This is a genomic window from Bradyrhizobium sp. USDA 4506, assembly GCF_054058795.1.
In genome coordinates, this window is the sequence record NZ_JBSSBM010000002.1 from 3,816,936 (window position 1) to 3,836,086 (window position 19,151).

Here is a 19,151-nt window from a genome sequence, read left to right on the forward strand (position 1 = left end):
ATTGGCATCGACGCGCGGGAGTGGTTAGGTCGCCGGCCATGAGCACAGCCCTCTCTCCCCTGCTTGCGCCGATGCTGTCGAGCGCCGCGATGCGCGCGGTGTGCGACGACGCCGCCACGCTGCAGAACATGCTGGATTTCGAGGCCGCGCTGGCCCGCGCCGAGGTGGCCTGCGGCGTGATTCCCGCAGCTGGCGCAGGACCAATCGGCGCCGCCTGCAAGGCCGAATCATTCGACCTGGCCGCGCTGGCCGACGCCGCGACGCGGTCCGGCAATCTGGCGATCCCGCTGGTGAAGGCCCTGACCGCCAATGTCGCCAGGGCGGACGCTGAGGCGGCGCGCTACGTGCATTGGGGCGCGACCAGCCAGGACGTCATCGACACCGCGACCATGCTGTCGTTGCGTGCGGGGATCGACGCGCTGCTGGCCGACCTCGACCGCGCCGTCGCCGGCTTCGCCGGGCTTGCGCGCGCCCATCGCAACACCGCCGTGGTGGCGCGGACCTGGCTGCAGCATGCGCTGCCGATGCCGTTCGCCCTCAAACTCGCCGAATATGCCGCGGCGCTGCATCGCTCCCGCAAGCGCTTGCTGCGCCTGCGCCGCGAGACGCTGGCGCTGCAATTCGGCGGCGCCGCCGGGACGCTCGCAGCGCTCGGCGACAAGGGGCTGGCGGTCGCCGCCGCCCTTGCGCAAGAGCTTGATCTGCCGCTGCCGGATGCGCCCTGGCATACCCATCGCGACCGCATCGCCGAGGCCGCGTCGGTGTTCGCGATCCTCGCCGGCAGCTGCGGCAAGATCGCGCGCGACGTGTCGCTGATGATGCAGACCGATGTCGGCGAGGCCTTCGAGCGTGCCGGCGCCGGCCGCGGCGGCTCCTCGACCATGCCGCACAAGCGCAATCCGGTCGCTGCCGCGAGCGCGCTGGGGGCTGCGACCATGGCGCCGAATCTCGCCGCGACGATCTTCGCCGCGCAGGTGCAGGATCATGAGCGCAGCGCCGGTCCATGGCATGCGGAATGGCCGACCTTGCCGGGCCTGATGCTGGTGACCTCGGGCGCGCTTGCCGCCATCGTCGATCTCGCCGAAGGGCTCGAGGTCGATCCGGCGCGGATGCGCGTCAATCTCGATGCGACTCAGGGGTTGATCATGGCGGAAGCCGTCACCTTTGCGCTGGCCGACAAGATCGGCAAGAGCGACGCCCATCATCTGATCGAAGCCGCCAGCAAGCGCGCGGTCGCGGAGAAGAAGCACCTGCGCGAGGTGCTGTCGGCGGATGCCAAGGTCACCGCGCATCTCGACGCGAAACGAATCGCGGAATTGTTCGAGCCGATGGCCTATCAGGGCGCCTCGCAAGCGCTGATCGACCGCCTGCTGGCTTCACTGGATGACAAATAGCGACGATGTCATTGCCGGGCAACAGCGCGAAGCGCATGTTCGCGCAGATGACCCGGCAAGCGCATGACGAGAGGGACAAGACGATGCCGATGATCAACGCCGACGGGTGCCTGCTCAACGTCCAGGTGGACGGCCGCGACGGCGGACCGACCTTGATGCTGTCGAACTCGCTCGGCTGCACCTTGCAGATGTGGGAGCCGCAGATGCGGGCGCTGACGCAGCTGTTCCGCGTCATCCGCTACGACCGCCGCGGTCACGGCAAGTCCGGCGTGCCGGCGGGCCCCTACTCCATGGAGCGCTTCGGCCGCGACGTGCTGGCGATCCTCGACGACCTCAACATCGAGAAGGTGCACTGGTGCGGCCTGTCGATGGGCGGCATGGTCGGACAGTGGCTGGGAGCGAATGCCCCGGAAAGATTCGGCAAGATCATCCTCGCCAACACCGCCTGCTACTATCCCGATCCGACCAACTGGCTGAACCGCATCAAGGCGGTGAAGGAAGGCGGCATCGCCGCGGTCGCCGATACCGTGATCGCGGGCTGGCTGACCGCAGATTTCCGCGAGCGCGAGCCGGAGACCGCGGCGCGCATGAAGGCGATGCTGGTTGCCTCGCCGGTCGAAGGCTATCTCGCCTGCTGCGAGGCGCTGTCGACACTCGACCAGCGCGCGCTGCTGCCGAAGATCAAGAGCCCGACCCTGGTGATTGCAGGAAAGCAGGACATGGCGACGCCGGTGTCGGCAGGCGAAATGATCCGCAGCGGCATTCCCGGCGCCAGCATGACGCTGCTCGATGCCGCGCACATTTCCAACGTCGAGCAGTCGCACGCCTTCACCGAGGCCGTGGTCGGCTTCCTGACGCAACGGTAACGGTCATCGTCATTCCGGGGCGATGCGAAGCATCGAACCCGGAATCTCGATCCGCATCCATAACTTCGAGATTCCGGGTTCGGTCCTGCGGACCGCCCCGGAATGACGTAACCGGGAAAGATGCTCTATGGGCGACAATCAGCACGTAGCCCGGATGCAGCGAAGCGAAATCCGGGACAAGTCCTTCGGCCAACGCTGAAGCCCCGGATTGCGCTGCGCTCCATCCGGGCTACGATTTCATGAGGAGACATCCATGGACGACAATCAGCGCCGCGACGACGGCATGACGCAGCGCCGCAAGGTGCTCGGCAATGAATGGGTCGACAAGTCGATCAAGAACCGCAACGCGTTCAACACCGACTTCCAGGACCTGATCACGCGCTATGCGTGGGGCGACATCTGGACCCGGCCGCATTTCGATCACCGCACCCGGCGCGTGCTTGTGATCGGCACCATGGTCGCGCTCGGCCAGTGGGACGAATTCCGCCTGCATGTGCGCGCCGCGCTCGCCGAGGGCGGCTTCACGCCCGAGGACATCAAGGAGATCCTGCTGCAGCAGGCGATCTATTGCGGCGTGCCAGCGGCCAACCACGCCGTCAAGGAAGCCGGCGCGATCATTGCCGAGCTAGGAGCATGATCCGGAAAAGTGCGAAGCGGTTTTCCGAAAAGATCATGCGCAAAAAACGACTAAAGCGCGAAGACTATCGCGCTTTAGGGCTGCTGAAGGGATAGCTGGCCTGCGGGCGTTTCGGTGGTCGTTGCTGCATTGGCAGACGCTTGAGCTCGCTTCGGCGAGGTCTCGAACAGCATCACGATCGCGGTCCCGAGCAGCATCAGAAGCTCGGACGCATGCATGCGCATCGCTTCGACCTCGCCGACCTTGGAAGCCATCATCATGCTGGCGAAGCTCAGCACGCTGCCAAGGCAGAGAGCCACCGCGAGCGCCTCGTCGGCGCCACTGCTGCTCTTGCGCAGCGGCGAGAAAGCGGCCATCGCGAGGAAGACTGTGAAGAACGCCACCACGGTGATCCGCGCCAGCGCGAGCAGCCATGCGAGGCGCACCGTCGCCATCTTGCCGAGGTGCAGATAGTCGCTGGCATAGAACGCGATCGACACGCTCGGCCGCTCATAGAGGCCGTGGATCGGCGACACCATGATGCTGAAGGCGATGATGGTCCAGACCGGAATGAAATAGGCCGCAAGCAGCGCGCCATTGAAGGAGCTGATCCGCCAGTTGTTCGACATTGCCGCTTCCCGTGCTTCCCGCGCCTTTCAGACCGGCGACGGTTCAGGGCGCGAGCTAACGCCGATCAATTGCCGGCAGCAATTTAAACCCTTTGTTAAGGTTAAGCGCGATGCGATGGTTCCGGATCGATGCGATCGGGCCCGGCCGGGATCTGCGCAAGATCGGCGCCGGCCGGGGATAAAGGGGGCAAAATGACCGAAAGAACGCGCGTTTTCGTCGCAACGCCCTGCTACGGCGGCGATCTGAAGATGGCCTATGTGTTCTCCGCCCTGAAGCTTCAGGCCGCGGCCACCGCCCGGGGCATCGACATCCAGTTTCATCTGATCGGAAACGAATCGCTGATTGTCCGCGCTCGGAACGAACTGGCCCACCAATTCCTTGCATCCGGCGCCAGCCATCTCCTGTTCATCGATGCCGATATCGGGTTCGAACCCGAGTCCGTGTTCCGGTTGCTGGATTGCGGCACTGATGTTTCGGCCGCGGCCTATCCGCTCAAGCACATCGATTGGGCAAAGGTGCAGCGGGCTGCGGACGCCAAGCGCAAGAACCTCGCGTCATCCTCGCTGGACTATGTCGTCACATGGGAGGGCGACCAGATCACATCTCGCGGCGACGGCTTCGCCAAGGTCCGCTATGCCGGAACCGGCTTTCTCATGATGAAGCGATCCGCCCTCGTCAGGCTGTGCGACGCCCATCCCGAACTCAAATATCGGGCGAACCACAAGAGCAACGACTTGAACACCGGCGACCTGGTTCGCGCCGACCTCGACCGCGTCTCGCTGTTCGAATGCATGATCGACAAGACAATCGGCGAGTATCTATCCGAAGATTACGCGTTCTGCCGGCGCTGGATCGATCTCGGCGGCGAAATCTGGCTCGACCTTCGAAGCGAGCTCACGCATTTCGGTTCGTACGCCTTCCGCGGCCGCTTCGCCGACCAGTTGGCCTGAACAAGACAGCCCAAGCGAAAAGAGTTTAAGCCTGAACAAGGGAGGCCTCGCCTTTCGGCGAGGCCTCCCTGCTAGTTCGGCTCAATTGTCCGAATTAGCGCTCCGGATTGGGCTTCTGGCCCTGCCGGCCCGGATCCTGCTGTTGCTGGCCGGGCTTCTGGCCGCCGCCCTGCTGCTGCTGGCCGGGCTTCTGATTGGGGTTCTGGTTCGGCTGTCCCGGATTCTGATTTGGGTTGCTCATTCAGCTACTCCCTTTGCTTTCATCAAGCTGTGGACAACGCGCGCGTCGGAAGCGCGGTTGCTCGGGGAACACGGGTTCCGGCGTGATCATTGCAAGGCAAGGCCATGTCGGCCCTGTGACATCGGAACCGCATCCGCCAAACTAGTTATGTACAAGCCCTTTCTGCTGCTGCCACGCTGTTGCCGCGGCCGGGGTTCCACTGTTAGAAAACGACACGACGCGACGGATCAGGCTGCCGGGGCCCTCGCCGCGTCACCCTCGACGTAGCGTTTTCGAGCGAAGTGGGAACCGGTTCGCGTGAAGAAAGCGCGTCCAGATCAACACGAGAGCCTGGTCGGTTCTCAACCGAACAGGCTCTGACGGCAGCGTATGGATTATTTCGCCCAGCAATTGATCAACGGCCTCGTGCTCGGTTCGATCTACGGCCTGATCGCCATCGGCTACACGATGGTCTACGGCATCGTCGGCATGATCAACTTCGCCCATGGCGACATCTTCATGATCGGCGGCTTCATCGCGCTGATCTCGTTCCTGGTGCTGGTGTCGCTCGGCCTCACCGCGATCCCCCTGATCCTGCTGATCGTGCTGCTGGTCTCGATGGCGATCACGGCGCTCTACGGCTGGACCATCGAGCGCATCGCCTACCGACCCTTAAGGCATTCGTTCCGCCTGGCGCCGATGCTGTCCGCGATCGGCATGTCATTCGTGCTGACCAATTTCTCACAGGTGTCGCAGGGCGCGCGAGTGAAGCCGGTGCCGCCGATCATCACCGGCGGCTACACGCTGCATGAAGGCTCGTCGGGCTTCGCCGTGCAGCTCTCCAACATCCAGATCATGGTCGTGCTCGCCACCATCGTCGTGCTGGCGCTGTTCACCTGGCTGGTCTCGCGCACCCGGCTCGGACGCGACATGCGCGCCTGCGAGCAGGACCAGACCATGGCCGCGCTGCTCGGCGTCGACGTCGACCGCACCATCTCGATGACCTTCGTGATCGGCGCCGCGCTCGCCGCCGTCGCAGGCATGATGTATCTCCTGTATTACGGCCTGGTCGATTTCTTCATGGGCTTCGTCGCCGGCATCAAGGCGTTCACCGCCGCCGTGCTCGGCGGCATCGGCTCGCTGCCGGGCGCGATGCTCGGCGGGCTCGCAATCGGCCTGATCGAGACGTTCTGGTCGGCCTATTTCTCGGTTGAGTACAAGGACGTCGCCGCGTTCTCGATCCTGATCGTGGTGCTGATCTTCATGCCGACCGGCCTGCTCGGCCGTCCCGAAGTCGAAAAAGTCTGACAGGCACTTCGTGAGCGCGACCTCAGCCCGCCCCTCGCACGCCGCGCAGCCCTCGGGCAGCGCCTTCATTCTCAAGAAGGCCCTGATCAGCGCCCTTGTCGCGCTGGTGCTGTTCTCGCTGATGATCGGCATTCGCACCGAGGCCGGGCCGCAGGGCGGCTTGATCTACTGGACGCGGTTCGGCGACCTCGCAGCCCTTGTCGCTACCGTGTTCGGCGGCAGCATCGTCGTCGAGTTGCTGCGGCAATGGTGGGGACCGGTCGACAAGGACCGCATCGTGCCGAAGCCGGTGCAATCGGCGATGTCGTTCGCCGGCCGCTGGCTGGCGCCGGCGCTCCTGGTGTTCACCTTCCTCGTGCCTGTCATCTTCTACAACCAGCGCTACATTCTCGACCTGTCGATCCTGGTCCTGACCTATGTGATGCTGGGATGGGGATTGAACGTCGTGGTCGGCCTCGCCGGCCTGCTCGACCTCGGCTATGTCGCGTTCTACGCGGTCGGCGCCTATTCCTATGCGTTGCTTGCGACCAATTTCGGATTGTCGTTCTGGGTCTGCCTGCCGCTTGCCGGCATCCTGGCGGCGTTCTGGGGCGTGCTGCTCGGCTTCCCGGTGCTGCGGCTGCGCGGCGACTATCTTGCGATCGTGACGCTCGCCTTCGGCGAGATCATCCGCCTCGTCATCATCAACTGGCAGAGCCTGACCGGCGGCCCCAACGGCGTCTCGGGAATTCCCCGCCCGACCATGTTCGGCATTCCGCTGACGGCGGGTGAAGACGGGCTCGCCGCCAAGCTCGGCATCGAATTCTCGCCGACCCACCGCCTCGTCTTCCTGTTCTATCTGATCCTGGCGATGGCGCTGATCACCAACTGGGTGACGATCCGGCTACGGCGGCTGCCGATCGGCCGCGCCTGGGAGGCGCTGCGCGAGGACGAGGTCGCCTGCCGCGCGCTCGGCATCAACACCACGACGACCAAGCTGACGGCGTTCGCGACGGGTGCGATGTTCGGCGGCCTCGCCGGCGCGTTCTTCGCCACCCGGCAGGGCTTCATCAGCCCGGAATCCTTCACCTTCCAGGAATCGGCGCTGGTGCTGGCGATCGTGGTGCTCGGCGGCATGGGCTCGCAGCTTGGCGTGGCGCTCGCCGCGCTGACCATGATCGGCGGCTTCGAGCTGTTCCGCGGCCTCGATCAATACCGCATGCTGGTGTTCGGCATGGCGATGGTGCTGCTGATGATCTGGCGGCCGCGCGGGCTGATCGGCCATCGCGCGCCGACCGTGTTCCTGGAACGCAACCAGGCGATCTCGTCCGACCTCGTCAAGGAGGGCCACGGATGAGCGGCGACCCTATCCTCACCGTCGACCGCCTGATGATGCGCTTCGGCGGCATCGTCGCGGTCAACGAGCTGTCCTTTGCGGCCGAACGGCGCAAGATCACCGCGCTGATCGGGCCGAACGGCGCCGGCAAGACCACTGTGTTCAACTGCATCACCGGGTTCTACCGGCCGAGCGGGGGCGCGATCCGCCTCGCCCATGACGACGGACGCACCATCCAGCTCGAGCGGCTGAACGATTTCCGCATCTCCAAGCAGGCCAAGGTGGCGCGGACCTTCCAGAACATCCGGCTGTTTCCCGGCATGACGGCGCTGGAAAATCTGATGGTCGCCCAGCACAACGCGCTGATGCGCGCCTCGGGCCTGACCCTGCTCGGGCTGCTCGGCCTGCCGTCCTGGCGCGAGGCCGAGCAGCGCGCCATCGATCTGGCGCGGACCTGGCTCGCGCGCGTCGGCCTGCTCGACCGCGCCGACGATGCCGCGGGCAACCTGCCCTATGGCGACCAGCGCAGGCTCGAGATCGCGCGCGCGATGTGCACTGAACCGGTGCTGCTCTGTCTCGACGAGCCGGCGGCCGGTCTGAACGCGCGCGAGAGCGGCGGGCTCAACGAGCTGCTGCTGTCGATCCGCAACGAACAGGGCACCTCGATCCTCCTGATCGAGCACGACATGTCGGTCGTGATGGAGATCTCCGATCACGTCGTGGTCATGGATTACGGCGTCAAGATCGCCGAAGGCACGCCGCAGACGGTGCGCGACGACCCCAAGGTGATCGCCGCCTATCTCGGCGCCGACGAGGAAGAGGCGATCGCCGTGATGGAGAGCGGCACGTGAGCGCGGCACAGGCAACGACACCCCTGCTCGCGGTGCGCGGCGTGCGCGCGGCGTATGGCAAGATCGAGGCGCTGAAGGGCGTCGATATCGAGATCAATCGCGGGGAGATCGTCGCCCTGATCGGCGCCAACGGCGCCGGCAAGTCGACGCTGATGATGACGATTTTCGGCAGGCCGTGCGCCCGCGCCGGCGCCATCGAGTTCGACGGCCGTGACATCACCGGCGTGCCGACCCACGAGATCGCGCGGCTGCGCATCGCACAATCGCCGGAGGGCCGGCGGATCTTTCCGCGCATGAGCGTCGCGGAAAACCTGCAGATGGGCGCCGATGCCACCGAATGCAGCGAGGCCGAACGTGCAGCCGGGCTGGAGCGGGTGTTCGCGCTGTTCCCGCGCCTGAAGGAACGCGTCGCACAACGCGGCGGCACGCTGTCGGGCGGCGAGCAGCAGATGCTGGCGATCGGCCGCGCCTTGATGAGCCGGCCGCGGCTGTTGATGCTGGACGAGCCCTCGCTCGGGCTCGCGCCGCTGATCGCGCGCCAGATCTTCGAGGCCATCCGCACGCTGAACCGGCAGGACGGCCTCACCGTCCTGATCGTGGAGCAGAACGCCAACCATGCGCTGAAGCTCGCCCATCGCGGCTATGTCATGGTCAACGGGCTGATCACGCTGGCCGGAACCGGCGCCGAATTGCTGCAGCGCCCGGAAATCCGCGCCGCCTATCTGGAAGGCGGCCGCCGCGGCTAGCTTGACGTTCCGTGCCGCCCCCGCAAGCAAGACGCGGCGGATGCAGCGTCGATTTGCCTGAAAATTGCCGGTGACTTCGCCGCGAAATCAGCTGAGAATGCCCGCGGTTTTGGGGCCCGGCGTGCCGGGCCCTTCCGCAAGAGGCAACGACCACGAGGGACGTCTCATGAAATCACTGAAGCTGATCGGCCTGGCACTTGGCGCTTCGTTCGCATTATCGGCGAGCGCGTTCGCGCAAGACATCACCATCGCCGTCGCGGGCCCGATGACGGGCTCCGAATCCGCTTTCGGCCGGCAGATGAAGAACGGCGCCGAGCAAGCGGTCGCCGACATCAACGCCGCCGGCGGCGTGCTCGGCAAGAAGCTCGCGCTGGAAGCCGACGACGATGCCTGCGATCCGAAGCAGGCGCGCTCGATCGCGGAAAAGATCGGCTCTTCGAAGATCCCGTTCGTGGCCGGCCATTTCTGCTCGTCGTCCTCGATCCCGGCCTCCGAGGCCTATGCCGACGCCAACGTGCTGCAGATCACCCCGGCCTCGACCAACCCGCTGTTCACCGAGCGCAAGCTCTGGAACGTGGCGCGCGTCTGTGGCCGTGACGACCAGCAGGGCCTGGTCGCCGCCGACTACATCATGAAGAACTACAAGGGCAAGAACGTCGCGATCCTGAACGACAAGACCACCTACGGCAAAGGCCTCGCCGACGAGACCAAGAAGGCGCTGAACAAGGCCGGCTTCCAGGAGAAGATGTTCGAGTCCTACAACAAGGGCGACAAGGACTTCAACTCGATCGTCTCCCGCCTGAAGCGCGACAACATCGATCTGGTCTATGTCGGCGGCTACCATCAGGAAGCCGGCCTGATCCTGCGCCAGATGCGCGACCAGGGCCTGCAGACCGTGCTGATGGCCGGCGATGCCATGAACGACAAGGAATTCGCCTCGATCACCGGCCCCGCCGCCGAAGGCACGCTGTTCACCTTCGGCCCCGACCCGCGCAACAAGCCGACCGCGAAGGCGATCGTCGAGAAGTTCAAGGCCAAGAACATCGACCCCGAGGGCTACACGCTCTACACCTACGCCGCGATGCAGGTCTGGACGCAGGCCGTCGCCAAGGCCGGTTCGACCGACGCCAAGAAGGTGATGGACACCATCAAGGCCGGCGAGTGGGACACCGTGCTCGGCAAGATGGCCTTCGACGCCAAGGGCGACATCAAGGCGATCGATTACGTCGTCTACAAGTGGGACGCCAAGGGCAACTACACCGAGATCAATCCGAAGGGCTCCTGAGCCTCTCGCGCGTCTGATCCAATCAGAGATACGAGAACGCCCCGATCCGCCGGGGCGTTTTTCTGTTTGCCGGATGCCTGCAAGTCTTACCGCACGTCTCCGCCCGCCCGTGCCCGACGGTTGATGCATCCGTCGCGGCTGCTATACCGGATCGATCGGACAGCAGGCGGATGGACCCATCGTGAAAAACCTTCTCACCGATATTGCCGGCGTTGCCGTCGGCCATGCCGACGATCCCACAGTCGCCTCCGGCGTCACCGCCATCCTGTTCGAGCGGCCGGCGGTCGCCTCGATCGATGTCCGCGGCGGGGGTCCGGGCACCCGCGAGGAAGCGCTGCTTTCGCCGCACAACGTCGTCGAGGCAATCGACGCCATCGCGCTGTCCGGCGGCTCGGCGCACGGGCTCGACGCCGCCGGCGGCGTGCAGGCCTGGCTCGCCGAGCGCGGCCGCGGCTTCCGCATCCGCGACGCGGTGATCCCGATCGTGCCGGGCGCGATCTGCTTCGACCTGCTCAACGGCGGCAACAAGGCGTGGGGACGCTTTCCGCCCTATCGCGACCTCGGCTACGCGGCGGCCAATGCCGCCTCCGATGACTTCGAGCTCGGCAGCGTCGGCGCCGGCATGGGCGCGACCACGGCCAACCTGAAGGGCGGCCTCGGCTCGGCGTCCGATATGACCGACGACGGCGTGACGGTCGCGGCGCTCGCGGTGGTCAACGCGGTCGGCAGCGTCACGGTCGGCAGCGGCCCCTGGTTCTGGGCGGCGCCATTCGAGGTCGGCGGCGAATTCGGCGGGCGCGGCCTGCCGCCCTCGTTCACGCCGGACATGCTGAAGGCGCGGCTGAAGGGCGGCGCCGACGCCAGCGCCGCCGAGAACACCACCCTCGTCGTCGTGGTGACCGATGCGCAGCTGACGAAGCCGCAGGCGCGGCGGCTTGCGATGATCGCGCAGACCGGCATGGCGCGCGCGATCTATCCGGTGCACGCCCCGCTCGATGGCGACGTGGTGTTTGCCGCCGCGACCGGCGCCAAGCCGATCGATCCGCTGTTCGGCCTCACCAGGCTCGGTGCGCTCGCCGCCAACACCGTGGCGCGCGCCATCGCCCGCGGCGTCCATTCAGCGACCGCGTTGCCATTCGCCGGCGCGCTGCCGAGCTGGCACGATCGGTTCGGTTAGGCGAAGGGTTTTACAGCCCGGCGCCGCCTTCGTCATTGCGAGCGAAGCGAAGCAATCCAAATCCATCTCGCCGCTTGCGGAGACATGGATTGCTTCGTCGCTTCAGCGCAAAATTGCTTTGCAATTTTGTCGCCGAGCTCCTCGCAATGACGGCTAGTAGCAAATTCGCCTTAGGCCCTGACCGAAATCGCAGCGAAGTCCTGCGCCGAGATCGCCTTCGCCTGGCGCTGGATCAGCTGCTCGACGATATTGTAGGACGAGGCCGCGTTGAGGGTCGCGGAGGATGCGGCCGGCGTCGTCATCGCCACCTTCGAGCCGTCGGCATAGGTCGTCGTCGTCGTGGTCGAGCCGTCGCTGTTGGTCACCGACGTCGAGGTCGCACCGTCGAGCGCCTGCATCAAGGGATCGGAGCTCGATCCGCCCGCGCCGGAGCCGGATCCGTCGGTCGAGCCGCTGGCCATGTGATGGCGATGATGGCCGCCGCCCTTGTGGCCCTGCAAGGCCTGGGACATCTCGTCGAGGCTGACGTTACCGTCGCCATTGCTGTCGAGCTTGGAGAACACGTCGTCGGCCTGCGCCGTGTTGGTGCCGCCGGCGCCGAGCGCGTTCTCGAATTCCGACTGGGTGATCTTGCCGTTGCCGTCGGCATCGATCTGCGAGAACAGGTCCTTGAGCGCATCCGAGCGGCTGGCCGCCGTCGGGCTGTTTGAAACCGCGGTCTGGGACTGGCTTTGCGCGGAAATCAGCGCGCCCATCGTCAGCGGCGAGATCTGCGGAGAGCCGCTGCCCGAGCCGGTACCGGTGCTGCTGCCTGTCGACGTCGATGTACCGGTCGAGGGGGCGAACAGGCCGGTGGTCTTAGTCCCCTGACTGGAGCCGCCGGTCTGGGTCGTCGACTTCGACGACATCAGCGAGCTCAAGAGGTCAATGGCCGACGACGCAGCGCCAAGGGCGAACAGCATGGCAATACTCCAACAGGGCCGCGCCTGGCGGCTCTAACGCTGGTCAGTGGCTGAGCAAAGGGCGTGCCATGGCAAAAACCCAGTAAAACCAGGCGTTCCCACTTCGAAGCGGGTTCCGCGCACCCGGCAAGAGCTGCCGCCGGCGGAAGAATTTTCCGGTCGCAGAGCGCCGTCCGCTCGCATTGCCCGCCACGCGTCCGCATGTTAGGCGGACTCACCCGTCGCCCCCTGAAGTCTTCCGGAACAGCTGACATGACTCAGTCATTCACCCCGCGTCCCCTCGTTATCGCTCCGTCGATCCTGGCGTCGGATTTCTCAAAGCTCGGCGAGGAGGTCCGCGCCGTCGACCAGGCCGGCGCCGACTGGATCCATCTCGACGTGATGGACGGACACTTTGTGCCGAACATCTCCTACGGCCCCGACGTCATCAAGGCGATGCGGCCGCACACCAAAAAGATCTTCGACGCCCATTTGATGATCTCGCCCTGCGATCCCTACCTGGAAGCGTTCGCCAAGGCGGGCTGCGACCACATCACGGTGCATGCCGAGGCCGGCCCGCATTTGCACCGCTCGCTGCAGGCGATCCGCGCGCTCGGCAAGAAGGCCGGCGTCTCGCTCAATCCGGCAACGCCGGCGAGCGCGATCGAATATGTGCTCGACCTGATCGACCTCGTGCTGGTCATGTCGGTCAATCCCGGCTTCGGCGGCCAGGCCTTCATCCGCTCGGCGATCGGCAAGATCAGCGATGTCAGGGCGATGGTCGCGGGCCGCCCGATCGACATCGAGGTCGACGGCGGCGTTGCACCCGACGTCGCGGGCCAGCTCGCGGCCGCCGGCGCCAACGCCTTTGTCGCGGGATCCGCCGTGTTCAAGGGCGGCACGGTCGAGGCTTACAAGACCAACATCGCCGCGATCCGCCATGCGGCGGCCGAGGCACGCGGCGAAGCGATCTGATGATCCGGGGGAGCTAGAACACTGCGGGCGGCGTGGCCGCGGCATTCGCCGCTTGCTCCGCCGCCTCATCGCCCTCGCCGTCGTCCGCTTGCGACGCCAGCCGCGACGGCCGCACCACGGTCACCGTGCACGGCGCTTCCCCCGCGACCCTGGCGGACACGCTGCCGAGCAGCGCGCGCCGCAGCGAGTTCTGCCGCGCGCCGATGATGATGTGGTCGACCAGGTTGACCGCGGCGAATTCCAGGATCGCGGCGGCGGGATCGATCGCCTCCAGCACATGCACGGTCAGCCGCCCCTCCTCGAGCCCGAACGGCCGCGCCCAGTGCTGCAGCGCCACCAGGCGGTCGACATGCTTGTTCTGGCCCTGCTCGTCATGGGTGCGGTCGATCGCCAGGCGATTGAGCTTCAGCACATTCACGCAGGCGAGCCGCGCCGACGGCGAGGTCGACAGCACCCGCTCGGCGGTGACGCGGATGGTGTCGTTCAGTGCCTCGGCACCCTCGCCGATATCGAGCGCGACGGCCACGATCGGGCTCGAGGCGAGCTGGGCCGCGACATCGGACTTCGGCCGCGGCGGCACCGCGCCGAGATTGAAGCGGCGGCGCCAGACCGTGCTGAGCGGATCGCGGCGCAGCCGCTGCGCCCGCGCCGTCAGCTTCACCTGATCGGGATGGCCGAGATCGAAGGCAAGCTGCGCCGCGGTCGGATAGCGCGCGGCGGGGTCGATCTCCAGGCAGCGCAGCACGATCTCCTGCAGCCAAGGCGGATAGTCGGGCTTCAGCTCGCGCGGCGGATAGGGGTCACGCCACAGCCGCCGGCGCATGCCGCGCAGGCTTTCGGTCTCGCCGAACGGGCGCACGCCGGTGGTGAAGAAATAGAGCAGCACGCCGAGCGAAAACAGATCGCTGCGCGGATCGTCGCGGACGCCGAGCAGGCGCTCCGGCGCCATGTAGGGCGCGGTACCGTAAGGCAGCCGAAACTCCTCCTGCAACAAATCGGGCAGATGCCGGTGATGCGAGAGGCCGAAATCGATCAGCACCGCCGAGCCGCGCTCGCGGAACATGATGCTGCTCGGCTTGATGTCGTGATGGATGACGTTCTGCCGGTGCAGGCTGGCGAGCGCGGTGGCGACCTTGCCGCCGATCACCCTCACCTCCTCATACGGCATCGGCAGCTCGCCGAGCCGCTTGTAGAGCGTCTGCCCGGGGATGCGCTCCATCACGACATAGGCCTGGCGTTCGAAGTCGCCGGTGCCGAAACAGGCCGGCACGTGCGGCCCCGACAGCCGCGGCAGGATCATCTGCTCCATCTCGAAGCTGACGATCGCGGCCGGATCCTCGCCCTCCGAGGTGAGCGGCACCTTCATCAGCAGCGGCACGGTGATGCCGGGATGGGTGACGCTCCACAGCGTCGCCATGCCGCCGCGGTGCACGCGTTCGCCGATGGTGAAGCCATCGATCTCGGCGCCCGCCTGCATCGCCAGCGCCGCCATCGGCGTCACCGGCCGAGCGGCAGGCGGTCGGCGAGCCAGTGCGGCAGGCCGTTCGCCTTGATCCGCGCCGCCGCGGTTGCGACGTCGTAGGGCACGCGATGAAAGGTGATCTCGCGGCTTATGGTATCGAACATCGCAAACGACGCCGCGGGATCGCCGTCGCGTGGCTGGCCGACCGAGCCGAGCACCGCAAGCCAGCGCCGCCCCGGCAGCAACTGAACGGCGATGCCCGAAGTCGGAACGAAGCTCGTCATCTTGGCGGTCGAGGACATCGAATAGAGGCCGGGACGATGGATGTGGCCGCAGAACGTGATCTGCAGCTCGGTGGCCATCATGCTGCGCGCGGCGTCGGCGGTGTCGCGCACGTAGCGCCACCTCGCAGGCTCCGAAGCTTCGGAGTGCACGTAGAGCCGATTGTCCTCCTCCCGCGACATCGGAAGCTCGGCGAGGAACGCCTTCTGCTCGCCGCTGAGCCGGCCGCGGGTCCAGTCGATCGCGGCCTGCGCCTCGGCATTCATGCTGTCGCTCGGTACGCCGATCGCATTGTCATGATTGCCGCGCACCGCGACCGCGCCCTTCGCGACGAGGTCCATCACCGTGTCGACGGCCCATTCGGGATCGGCGCCGTAGCCGACGATATCGCCGAGGCAGATCAGCCGCTCGGCGCCGCGCGCATGCGCAGCGTCGAGGCAGGCGGCGAAGCCCTGCCGGTTGGCGTGAATATCGGCGAACAGTGCAAGCCGCATCGTGATCCGCGTTGCTGATCCCTATCCGATATCAAGCACACGCGGCCCCGGGCCGGCAATCGGGCCAAAGGCATCAGGTGGTCAGGGGATGTCGGCAGAAAGCTCAGCTAGGGCTTGCAGACCCGCAGGCCCTTCAGCAGCAGGGCCAGCAGCGCATCGATCCGCCCCGGGCATTCCGGCTTGGCCCATTCCTCAGCATGCGCCGGGTGATGGTAGCGGATGGTGGCGTCGAACACAGCGCGCGCGGTCGCCTTCACATTGTCGATCTCGAACACGCCCTGCGCGACACCGTCGGACAGGATTTTCGCGATCAGATCGACCTGCTTGTCCTTGTAGGCTTCCACCACCTCGCGCGCGTCCTGCGCCAGCGCCAGGTAGGTCGCGAACATCTCGGGATCGTCACAGACCTTCTTCTGCTTGATCGTGAAGGCGGTGCGCAGCCATTGCTCCAGCCGCTCCGGCGCCGGGCCATCGCCGGCTGCGATCTTGCACAGCGGCTCGTTGGCGCGGTCGAGCCAGCGCTTGGCGACGGCATCGCGCAGTGAGGCTTTGCTGGGGAAGTGACGGTAGACGCTGCCGTGGCTGACATCCAGCGCGCGGGCAACGTCGACAACGGTGGCCTTGGTCAGCCCGAAGCGCCTCAAGACATCCTCAGTTGCCTCAAGGATCCGCTCGGGTGTCAAAACCACCGCCTCGTTCATGCGTTTACCGTCTGGTTATCGCTGTCCTGCCCGCGGGTGAACTTGGCGGCCTGGGCGGCCAAGTGGCGGGCGACGCGAAGATTGAGCCACTGTTGAATCTGGGCGGTCAATTGAAAGATTTCTATGGTCATGGAGGTAGTCCTTCGAGGTAGTCAAATTAAGTCCGGCTCCGCCGGCCAAACGCCGGAACAGCCACTGGGCGCCCTCCTCCCTTGGGCTGATGAGTATATACACCATCCCGCTGACAGATTTCAATATCTGTCAGACAATATTTTGTGAAATGACAGCGATCCTCCCGGGCAAGCCCCCGGCTGATGGGCGCTACAACGTTCCGTGAGCAGCGGGGGCGATCTGCCAATCCGCGCCTATGTCTCGCTCGGGGCTACCTGGGAGAGACTTGCATGGACCGGCCAGTGACCTTGAAGGAGATCGCCAAGATCACCGCGGGCGCGGTGGTCTCGCTTGTCATTGTCGGGTGGCTGATGGTTCTTGCGATCGCATTCCTGACGGTGCTGTGAGCCCGCCTCGACGCGCCGGCCCCTCGCCGTACCTTGCCACCGGAATCGAAAGGGGCCGCTTCACGCAGCGGCCCCTTTGCCGGGAAAAATGGCTTGGGGATAAAATCTAGCCCCGGTTAGCTCCAAGAGTACACGCTTCAGGCAATTGAGGAATTCCGGATGATTACTGTCCATCCCGCTGACTGATTATTCCCGATCCCTATTTTTGTGCCACCCTCCCGGGGAGGCATCCCGCTATCGCTGCTCGTCCTTGGGCGGCATCCGGGGCGGCGGCAGCGGCGTGAACACCGACCCTTGCGCGCCGGCCGGCGGGGCCACGAACGTCCCCGTCGTGGAATCACCGCCGGTCGTCTCCAGGATCGTCTTCGGCGTGATGTACTCCCTGACGAAGTCCATGATGGTGCCGTCGCCGCCGCCGAAATCCGCCGCCCGTCCGCCTTGCGGGTGCCCGGCCTTGATCTCGTTCTCGGCGGTGTGGGTCTGCTCCGCCAGCGCGTCGCTATAGGGAATGCGGAAAGCGCGCGGGATCGCGCTCGGCCGGTTGTCCTCGTCAAGCTCCTCGACCCAGAGATAGATCGAGCCGGGGTCGCCCTCCAGCGAATGCGGCTCCACGATCCGCGTCGACAGCAGCTTGAAATTCGCCGGCAATTTTTCCGCGGACGCCCAGCCGAGCAGATCGCGCATGCCGCCGAAGCTGACGAAATAGAACGCGCTGGTCACGACGATGACGACAGCCTTCAGCGACCAGTGCAGCCGCGCATAGACCAGCACGATCAAGAGCAGCGCACCGACCACCGCGTATGCGACCGCAAGCGTGAGGATCACCGACTGCAAGCTAATCATTGCGGAGCACCCTGACGCCGGATTTCGGGACGCCGGTGTTCGGATCGAGGTCGCCGCCGTTGCGCCAGCTGCTGCGGAAGGTCTCGAGCAGCGATTTCGGCCGCCGGTCGACGTTGATCACCTTGCCCTCGGCATCGAGACGAAACCTGACCGCGGTCTTCTCGTCGCCGGTGTGATCGACGGTCAGCTTGTCGTCGAAGATCACCTGCGCGGTCGGATTGAGCTTCTGCACCTTCACATTGGCCTGCACTGGCTGGCCGGTCGTCGCCTGGAAATGCGAGACGTTGACGGTGTATTCGCCGGCGACGACGCCGCGCAGCGTGACGATCTCCTCGCGGATCGGCGATGCGATCTTTTTGCCGTTGACCACGATGAAGTCGTTGGCGCCGCCGCGGTCGTCGCGATCGAGCGTCAGGAAGCCGGCCTCGCGATGCCGGTACCAGGCGATGTTGCCGGCCGGATCCTGCACGAACAGGTCGAGATCGTCAGGATGGTTGTCCGGCCAGTCCATCGTGATGATGAACTCCGCCTTGGATTCGATCTTGCCTTCCTTGGAGTCCGGCGACACCGCAAGCAGCGCCAGGAAGAACAGGAAGGCGATGACCTGCAGCGCCTTGAACAACATCACGCCGAGCGGATCGAACGGCTCCTCACGCGGATAGAGCCCGAACTCATCCATCATGACGGCGTACCGAGGCGACGTTCCAGGGCCGGCGTGACGTGCGTCTCGGTCAGCACGACGGCGTCGGAAAACACCCGCTGGGTCGCGGAATCGAGCATGTAGTACTGGATCCGGACCAGGATCGATCCGATCAGCCCGGCCAGCGTCGTGTACATCGCGACCGCCATGCCGTCGCTCATCAGGCCCATCGACGATTTCATCGCGACCTTGTCGGCGGCATCCAGCGAAGCGATCGGCGCCAGCATGATGATGAAGCCGATGATGGTGCCGAGCAGGCCGAGCTTCATCAGCGTGTCGGAGACGAAGGCGCCGAAGCCGTTGGACCCGCGCAGCCGGTCCGCCAGCGTCCGCAGCAGCAGGGTCTGGTCGATGCGCCCCTTGGCCTGCGCCTCGGCCTTCTGCACCAGGCTCTTGATGTGATCGGTGACGAGCCCGCCGGGCAGGCCGCGGGCATTTGATGCGAGCGCCCCTGATGCAAGGATCTTGGCGCCATCTGGCGCGGCGAGGATGGTGCGGCAGGAGCGCGCGACCTCGCCTTCCCGCGCGATCGCCCGCGTCCGCCAGAAGCAATGGATGCAGGTGACGATGTAAAGGACGGCGATGACGCTGGAAATGTAGGTGCGGTCGGAACTGATCATGAGGCGGATCAGCCCGTAGCGCCACAGCAGGAATGCGGCGAACACCGAAAGGCCGGTGAAGATCATCCAGAGCAGCAGGGCGCTGCGCTCCGCCGCGTCCGTGCCGGCCGATGCGGCCGCGACGTCGACCTTGGCATCCATGCTGCGTGAGCTCCCTGTGTTCCGTGAGGCGCGGCGCGGGCCTCACCTTCCGTTAGAGCAGAGCCGGCCTGCGCCGTCCAAAGACATCTGCCCAGATTCCGTCAGGCAAATTTCCC

21 protein-coding genes are annotated in these 19,151 nt (G+C 65.7%); 11 read left to right on the plus strand and 10 right to left on the minus strand.

The window, feature by feature from the left end; genetic code table 11:
• Window positions 1–38: 38 nt before the first annotated feature.
• The 3 genes from ACVIHF_RS20315 to ACVIHF_RS20325 all read left to right on the plus strand — a co-directional run bounded on the left by ACVIHF_RS20315 (window position 39) and on the right by ACVIHF_RS20325 (window position 2,897).
• Window positions 39–1,394 carry a 3-carboxy-cis,cis-muconate cycloisomerase gene (locus ACVIHF_RS20315; RefSeq protein WP_456780279.1) on the plus strand — a complete coding sequence of 452 codons (1,356 nt, stop codon included), beginning with the start codon at window positions 39–41 and terminating at the stop codon, window positions 1,392–1,394.
• 83 nt (window positions 1,395–1,477) lie between these two features.
• On the plus strand, window positions 1,478–2,260 hold the full coding sequence (gene pcaD, locus ACVIHF_RS20320; RefSeq protein ID WP_456781897.1) for a 3-oxoadipate enol-lactonase: 783 nt from the start codon (window positions 1,478–1,480) through the stop codon (window positions 2,258–2,260).
• 253 nt (window positions 2,261–2,513) lie between these two features.
• Window positions 2,514–2,897, plus strand: coding sequence for a carboxymuconolactone decarboxylase family protein (locus tag ACVIHF_RS20325; protein WP_028336796.1), 384 nt, complete (start codon window positions 2,514–2,516; stop codon window positions 2,895–2,897).
• A gap of 74 nt (window positions 2,898–2,971) precedes the next feature.
• Here the strand turns inward: ACVIHF_RS20325 and ACVIHF_RS20330 are convergent, their stop codons facing one another.
• Complete coding sequence (locus ACVIHF_RS20330) at window positions 2,972–3,505, minus strand: hypothetical protein (RefSeq protein ID WP_253607968.1); 534 nt, start codon at window positions 3,503–3,505, stop codon at window positions 2,972–2,974.
• Window positions 3,506–3,697: 192 nt separating this feature from the next.
• On the opposite strand from ACVIHF_RS20330, the gene ACVIHF_RS20335 reads away from it, so the two are divergent.
• The gene (locus ACVIHF_RS20335) at window positions 3,698–4,456 is read left to right on the plus strand and encodes a hypothetical protein (RefSeq protein ID WP_456780278.1); all 759 of its coding nucleotides are present in this window, start codon (window positions 3,698–3,700) and stop codon (window positions 4,454–4,456) included.
• 94 nt (window positions 4,457–4,550) lie between these two features.
• Here the strand turns inward: ACVIHF_RS20335 and ACVIHF_RS20340 are convergent, their stop codons facing one another.
• The gene (locus ACVIHF_RS20340; RefSeq protein WP_162832451.1) at window positions 4,551–4,697 is read right to left on the minus strand and encodes a hypothetical protein; all 147 of its coding nucleotides are present in this window, start codon (window positions 4,695–4,697) and stop codon (window positions 4,551–4,553) included.
• Between the two features lie 369 nt (window positions 4,698–5,066).
• On the opposite strand from ACVIHF_RS20340, the gene ACVIHF_RS20345 reads away from it, so the two are divergent.
• The 6 genes from ACVIHF_RS20345 (at window position 5,067) to ACVIHF_RS20370 (ending at window position 11,358) form a co-directional block, all read left to right on the plus strand.
• Window positions 5,067–5,984 (plus strand): ABC transporter permease subunit, encoded by a 918-nt coding sequence (locus ACVIHF_RS20345; protein ID WP_028339921.1) that lies wholly within the window; start codon window positions 5,067–5,069, stop codon window positions 5,982–5,984.
• Window positions 5,985–5,994: 10 nt separating this feature from the next.
• Entirely contained in the window at window positions 5,995–7,320 is a 1,326-nt protein-coding gene (livM, locus tag ACVIHF_RS20350; protein WP_309145024.1) for a high-affinity branched-chain amino acid ABC transporter permease LivM, read from the plus strand.
• Window positions 7,317–8,150, plus strand: a complete 834-nt coding sequence (locus ACVIHF_RS20355; protein WP_028336791.1) for an ABC transporter ATP-binding protein — start codon at window positions 7,317–7,319, stop codon at window positions 8,148–8,150. The genes livM and ACVIHF_RS20355 overlap by 4 nt, the downstream gene beginning before the upstream one ends.
• On the plus strand, window positions 8,147–8,896 hold the full coding sequence (locus ACVIHF_RS20360) for an ABC transporter ATP-binding protein (RefSeq protein WP_456792430.1): 750 nt from the start codon (window positions 8,147–8,149) through the stop codon (window positions 8,894–8,896). Before ACVIHF_RS20355 ends, ACVIHF_RS20360 begins: the two co-directional genes overlap by 4 nt.
• A 166-nt stretch (window positions 8,897–9,062) precedes the next feature.
• Window positions 9,063–10,181: a branched-chain amino acid ABC transporter substrate-binding protein gene (locus ACVIHF_RS20365; RefSeq protein ID WP_028339917.1), complete on the plus strand. Its 1,119-nt coding sequence runs from the start codon at window positions 9,063–9,065 to the stop codon at window positions 10,179–10,181.
• A gap of 181 nt (window positions 10,182–10,362) precedes the next feature.
• Window positions 10,363–11,358: a P1 family peptidase gene (locus ACVIHF_RS20370; RefSeq protein ID WP_253607965.1), complete on the plus strand. Its 996-nt coding sequence runs from the start codon at window positions 10,363–10,365 to the stop codon at window positions 11,356–11,358.
• Between the two features lie 170 nt (window positions 11,359–11,528).
• On the opposite strand, the gene ACVIHF_RS20375 is transcribed toward ACVIHF_RS20370, so the two are convergent.
• On the minus strand, window positions 11,529–12,320 hold the full coding sequence (locus tag ACVIHF_RS20375) for an EF-hand domain-containing protein (protein ID WP_253607964.1): 792 nt from the start codon (window positions 12,318–12,320) through the stop codon (window positions 11,529–11,531).
• A 252-nt stretch (window positions 12,321–12,572) separates the two neighbouring features.
• Here ACVIHF_RS20375 and rpe point away from each other — a divergent pair, with 252 nt between their 5' ends.
• The gene (rpe, locus tag ACVIHF_RS20380) at window positions 12,573–13,274 is read left to right on the plus strand and encodes a ribulose-phosphate 3-epimerase (protein ID WP_028339914.1); all 702 of its coding nucleotides are present in this window, start codon (window positions 12,573–12,575) and stop codon (window positions 13,272–13,274) included.
• Between the two features lie 13 nt (window positions 13,275–13,287).
• On the opposite strand, the gene ACVIHF_RS20385 is transcribed toward rpe, so the two are convergent.
• The 7 genes from ACVIHF_RS20385 to ACVIHF_RS20415 all read right to left on the minus strand — a co-directional run bounded on the left by ACVIHF_RS20385 (window position 13,288) and on the right by ACVIHF_RS20415 (window position 19,035).
• Complete coding sequence (locus tag ACVIHF_RS20385; RefSeq protein ID WP_253607963.1) at window positions 13,288–14,766, minus strand: serine/threonine protein kinase; 1,479 nt, start codon at window positions 14,764–14,766, stop codon at window positions 13,288–13,290.
• 5 nt (window positions 14,767–14,771) lie between these two features.
• A complete protein-coding gene (locus ACVIHF_RS20390) occupies window positions 14,772–15,512 on the minus strand; it encodes a metallophosphoesterase family protein (RefSeq protein WP_456780276.1) in 741 nt (246 codons plus the stop codon).
• A gap of 107 nt (window positions 15,513–15,619) precedes the next feature.
• Window positions 15,620–16,213 (minus strand): TetR family transcriptional regulator, encoded by a 594-nt coding sequence (locus tag ACVIHF_RS20395; RefSeq protein WP_456780275.1) that lies wholly within the window; start codon window positions 16,211–16,213, stop codon window positions 15,620–15,622.
• The gene (locus tag ACVIHF_RS20400) at window positions 16,210–16,344 is read right to left on the minus strand and encodes a hypothetical protein (protein ID WP_016843141.1); all 135 of its coding nucleotides are present in this window, start codon (window positions 16,342–16,344) and stop codon (window positions 16,210–16,212) included. The genes ACVIHF_RS20395 and ACVIHF_RS20400 overlap by 4 nt, the downstream gene beginning before the upstream one ends.
• A 621-nt stretch (window positions 16,345–16,965) precedes the next feature.
• Window positions 16,966–17,574: a hypothetical protein gene (locus ACVIHF_RS20405; protein WP_253607961.1), complete on the minus strand. Its 609-nt coding sequence runs from the start codon at window positions 17,572–17,574 to the stop codon at window positions 16,966–16,968.
• Window positions 17,567–18,256 (minus strand): hypothetical protein, encoded by a 690-nt coding sequence (locus ACVIHF_RS20410; protein ID WP_076828495.1) that lies wholly within the window; start codon window positions 18,254–18,256, stop codon window positions 17,567–17,569. The genes ACVIHF_RS20405 and ACVIHF_RS20410 overlap by 8 nt, the downstream gene beginning before the upstream one ends.
• On the minus strand, window positions 18,253–19,035 hold the full coding sequence (locus tag ACVIHF_RS20415) for a MotA/TolQ/ExbB proton channel family protein (RefSeq protein ID WP_253607960.1): 783 nt from the start codon (window positions 19,033–19,035) through the stop codon (window positions 18,253–18,255). The genes ACVIHF_RS20410 and ACVIHF_RS20415 overlap by 4 nt, the downstream gene beginning before the upstream one ends.
• Window positions 19,036–19,151 lie beyond the last annotated feature (116 nt).

Excerpts from the sequence above, each read along its gene's own strand:
- ACVIHF_RS20400 (WP_016843141.1), bottom strand. The coding sequence starts at position 16,344 with ATGACCATAGAAATCTTTCAATTGACCGCCCAGATTCAACAGTGGCTC.
- ACVIHF_RS20345 (WP_028339921.1), top strand. The coding sequence starts at position 5,067 with ATGGATTATTTCGCCCAGCAATTGATCAACGGCCTCGTGCTCGGTTCG.
- ACVIHF_RS20415 (WP_253607960.1), bottom strand. The coding sequence starts at position 19,035 with ATGGATGCCAAGGTCGACGTCGCGGCCGCATCGGCCGGCACGGACGCG.
- ACVIHF_RS20390 (WP_456780276.1), bottom strand. The coding sequence starts at position 15,512 with ATGCGGCTTGCACTGTTCGCCGATATTCACGCCAACCGGCAGGGCTTC.
- ACVIHF_RS20315 (WP_456780279.1), top strand. The coding sequence starts at position 39 with ATGAGCACAGCCCTCTCTCCCCTGCTTGCGCCGATGCTGTCGAGCGCC.
- ACVIHF_RS20410 (WP_076828495.1), bottom strand. The coding sequence starts at position 18,256 with ATGATGGATGAGTTCGGGCTCTATCCGCGTGAGGAGCCGTTCGATCCG.
- ACVIHF_RS20365 (WP_028339917.1), top strand. The coding sequence starts at position 9,063 with ATGAAATCACTGAAGCTGATCGGCCTGGCACTTGGCGCTTCGTTCGCA.
- ACVIHF_RS20375 (WP_253607964.1), bottom strand. The coding sequence starts at position 12,320 with ATGCTGTTCGCCCTTGGCGCTGCGTCGTCGGCCATTGACCTCTTGAGC.
- pcaD (WP_456781897.1), top strand. The coding sequence starts at position 1,478 with ATGCCGATGATCAACGCCGACGGGTGCCTGCTCAACGTCCAGGTGGAC.
- ACVIHF_RS20340 (WP_162832451.1), bottom strand. The coding sequence starts at position 4,697 with ATGAGCAACCCAAATCAGAATCCGGGACAGCCGAACCAGAACCCCAAT.
- ACVIHF_RS20355 (WP_028336791.1), top strand. The coding sequence starts at position 7,317 with ATGAGCGGCGACCCTATCCTCACCGTCGACCGCCTGATGATGCGCTTC.
- ACVIHF_RS20405 (WP_253607961.1), bottom strand. The coding sequence starts at position 17,574 with ATGATTAGCTTGCAGTCGGTGATCCTCACGCTTGCGGTCGCATACGCG.
- ACVIHF_RS20335 (WP_456780278.1), top strand. The coding sequence starts at position 3,698 with ATGACCGAAAGAACGCGCGTTTTCGTCGCAACGCCCTGCTACGGCGGC.
- ACVIHF_RS20385 (WP_253607963.1), bottom strand. The coding sequence starts at position 14,766 with ATGGCGGCGCTGGCGATGCAGGCGGGCGCCGAGATCGATGGCTTCACC.
- ACVIHF_RS20395 (WP_456780275.1), bottom strand. The coding sequence starts at position 16,213 with ATGAACGAGGCGGTGGTTTTGACACCCGAGCGGATCCTTGAGGCAACT.
- ACVIHF_RS20330 (WP_253607968.1), bottom strand. The coding sequence starts at position 3,505 with ATGTCGAACAACTGGCGGATCAGCTCCTTCAATGGCGCGCTGCTTGCG.
- ACVIHF_RS20325 (WP_028336796.1), top strand. The coding sequence starts at position 2,514 with ATGGACGACAATCAGCGCCGCGACGACGGCATGACGCAGCGCCGCAAG.
- rpe (WP_028339914.1), top strand. The coding sequence starts at position 12,573 with ATGACTCAGTCATTCACCCCGCGTCCCCTCGTTATCGCTCCGTCGATC.